At 71.3% G+C, this 2,847-nt stretch carries 3 protein-coding genes; all 3 read left to right on the top strand.

Annotated features, from left to right (window positions below):
* On the top strand, positions 1-1,137 hold a 1,137-nt coding region (locus tag VJR25_RS10545; RefSeq protein ID WP_324114929.1), incomplete at its 5' end, for a leucyl aminopeptidase.
* Positions 1,137-2,510 carry a dihydrolipoyl dehydrogenase gene (lpdA, locus tag VJR25_RS10540; RefSeq protein ID WP_324114928.1) on the top strand — a complete coding sequence of 458 codons (1,374 nt, stop codon included), beginning with the start codon at positions 1,137-1,139 and terminating at the stop codon, positions 2,508-2,510. The genes VJR25_RS10545 and lpdA, both read left to right, overlap by 1 nt.
* A 74-nt stretch (positions 2,511-2,584) precedes the next feature.
* Positions 2,585-2,847 (top strand): biotin/lipoyl-containing protein (locus VJR25_RS10535; protein ID WP_324114927.1); only part of this gene is annotated, 263 nt, incomplete at its 3' end.

Below are 2,847 nucleotides of genomic sequence, written 5' to 3'. Positions count from 1 at the left end.
GACGCCGTCGCGGCGGCCGAAGGGGCGGCCCTGGGCGGATACCGATTCGACGATTACAAGTCGGGCGAGAAGAAGAGCGCCCCGGAGCTCGTCACGGTGCACAGCGACGAGTTGCAGGACGCGGATCTCGAGCGCGTCCGCATCGTCGCGGACGCGGTCGCCCTGGTCAAGGACCTGACGACCATCCCCGCGGAGTGGATGGGCCCGGCCGACCTCGCCGCCCGTGCGACGGAAGCCGCTGCCGAGCTGCCGATCGACGTGGAGGTCTTCGACGAGGCGGCTCTCGCCGCCGGCGGGTTCGGAGGCATCCTCGGCGTCGGCCAAGGCTCGGCGCGTCCGCCGCGCCTGGTGAAGCTGTCGTACGCTCCCGCGGAAGCGACCCGCCACGTCGCTCTCGTGGGCAAGGGCATCACCTTCGACACCGGCGGCCTGTCGCTGAAGCCCGCGGCCTCGATGGTCGGCATGAAGGACGACATGTGCGGCGCGGCGACCGTGCTGGCCGTGGTCCGCGCCGCGGCGCGCCTGCAGCTGCCGGTGCGCGTGACGGCCTGGATGTGCGTGGCCGACAACATGCCGTCGGGCAGCGCGATCCGCCCGGGCGACGTGCTGCGCATCGCCGACGGCCAGACCGTCGAGGTGCTCAACACCGACGCCGAGGGGCGGCTGGTGCTCGCCGACGGCCTCGTCGCGGCCGGCCGGGAGAATCCGGACGTCATCGTCGACGTGGCGACCCTCACCGGCGCGATCATGACCGCGCTCGGCACCCGGCACACCGGCGTCATGGGCGACGACGACGCGGTGTCCCGCTACCTCGTCGCGAGCGACGTCACCGGGGAGCTGGGCTGGCCGATGCCGCTGCCCGAGCACATGGAGTCCGAGCTCGACTCCCCCATCGCCGACCTCGTCAACGCGAAGATCGGCGACCCGATGGGCGGCGCGCTGTTCGCCGGGCTCTTCCTGCGCCGGTTCGTCGGACGCGCCGGAGGCGACGCCGACGCGCCCCGCATCCCGTGGGTGCACCTCGACATCGCCGGCAGCGGCTGGCACAAGGGCGCGCCGTACGGCTACACCGACAAGGGGGCGACCGGTGCATCCGTCCGGGCGCTGCTCGCGTTCCTCGAAGGAGAGGCATCCTGATGGCCACGCACGAGTTCGACATCGTCATCCTCGGCGGCGGGAGCGGCGGGTACGCGGCCGCGCTGCGGTCCGCCGAGCTCGGCAAGAGCGTCGCGCTGATCGAACAGGACAAGGTCGGCGGCACGTGCCTGCACCGCGGGTGCATCCCGACCAAGGCGCTGCTGCACGCCGGCGAGGTCGCGGATGCGACGCGGGATGCCGCGAAGGTCGGCCTGCGCGCGACCCTCGACGGCGTGGACGGAGCCGGGCTGCGCTCCTACCGGGAGGGAATCGTCGCGAAGAAGTACAAGGGACTGCAGGGTCTCGTCAAGGCGCGCGGGATCACCGTCGTCGACGGACGCGGCGTCCTCACCGCGGACCGCGCGGTCCGGGTGGGCGATGACGAGTACCGGGGCGCCGACGTCATCGTCGCGACCGGCTCGTACAGCCGCTCACTGCCCGGCCTCGAGATCGGCGGCCGGATCATCACGAGCGAGCAGGCTCTGGAACTCGACGAGGTGCCCGGCACGGCGCTCATCCTCGGCGGCGGGGTCATCGGTGTCGAGTTCGCGAGCGCCTGGCGTTCGCTCGGCGCCGAGGTGACGGTCATCGAGGCCCTGGACCATCTGCTTCCGGCCGAGGACGTCACCTCCAGCAAGGCGCTCGAACGCGCGTTCCGCAAGCGCGGGATCGCCTCGTCGCTCGGGGTGCGCTTCGCATCGGCGACGCAGACGGAGACCGGGGTGACGGTCACGCTCGAAGACGGCAAGACCCTCGAGGGCGACCTCCTGCTGGTCGCGGTCGGTCGCGGCCCCGCCACGGCGGATGCCGGACTCGAGGATGCCGGTGTCTCCCTGGACCGGGGCTTCGTGGTCGTCGACGACCAGCTGCGCACCACAGCCGCGCGCGTCTGGGCGGTGGGCGACGTCGTTCCGGGGCTGCAGCTGGCGCACCGCGGCTTCGCCCAGGGCATCTTCGTCGCGGAGCAGATCGCCGGTCTCGCACCGGTCGCCGTCCCCGAACGCCACATCCCCCGGGTCGCCTACAGCAGTCCCGAGGTCGCCTCGGTCGGGCTCACCGAGCAGCAGGCGGCGGAGGCGCACGGTGCCGACGGGGTCGTCGCGTACGAGTACAACCTGGCCGGCAACGGCCGCAGCGAGATCATCGGCACGGGCGGGCTCGTGAAGGTCGTCCGGGTCAAGGACGGCCCGGTCGTGGGCGTGCACCTCGTCGGGGACCGCGTCGGCGAGCTCATCACCGAAGGGCAGCTCGTCGTGGGCTGGGGGGCCCACCCCGAGGACATCGCGCCCTTCGTGCACGCACACCCGACGCAGAGCGAAGCACTCGGCGAGGCATTCCTCGCCCTCGCGGGCAAACCGTTGCACGCTTTGTAGGCCGTGCAACTTTGTGCGGCGCCGCACGACACTAAGCTAGAAACACATCGGCCAATCCGTAAGGAGAGATACGCATGAGCACTTCCGTGGTCCTGCCTGCTCTCGGTGAAAGCGTCACCGAGGGAACGGTAACCCGCTGGCTCAAGAACGTCGGAGACACGGTTCAGGAGGACGAGGGACTGCTCGAGATCTCCACGGACAAAGTCGACACGGAGATCCCTTCCCCGGTCAGCGGCGTGATCCAGGAGATTCTGGTCCAGGAGGACGAGACCGTCGAGGTCGGCGCGATCCTGGCCAAGATCGGCGACAGCGCCCCCGAGCCCGCCGCGCCGGCCGA

This window comes from Microbacterium sp. (genome assembly GCF_035277845.1).
Classification (GTDB): Bacteria; Actinomycetota; Actinomycetes; order Actinomycetales; family Microbacteriaceae; genus Microbacterium.
This window is presented reverse-complemented; position numbering and strand designations above follow the sequence as displayed.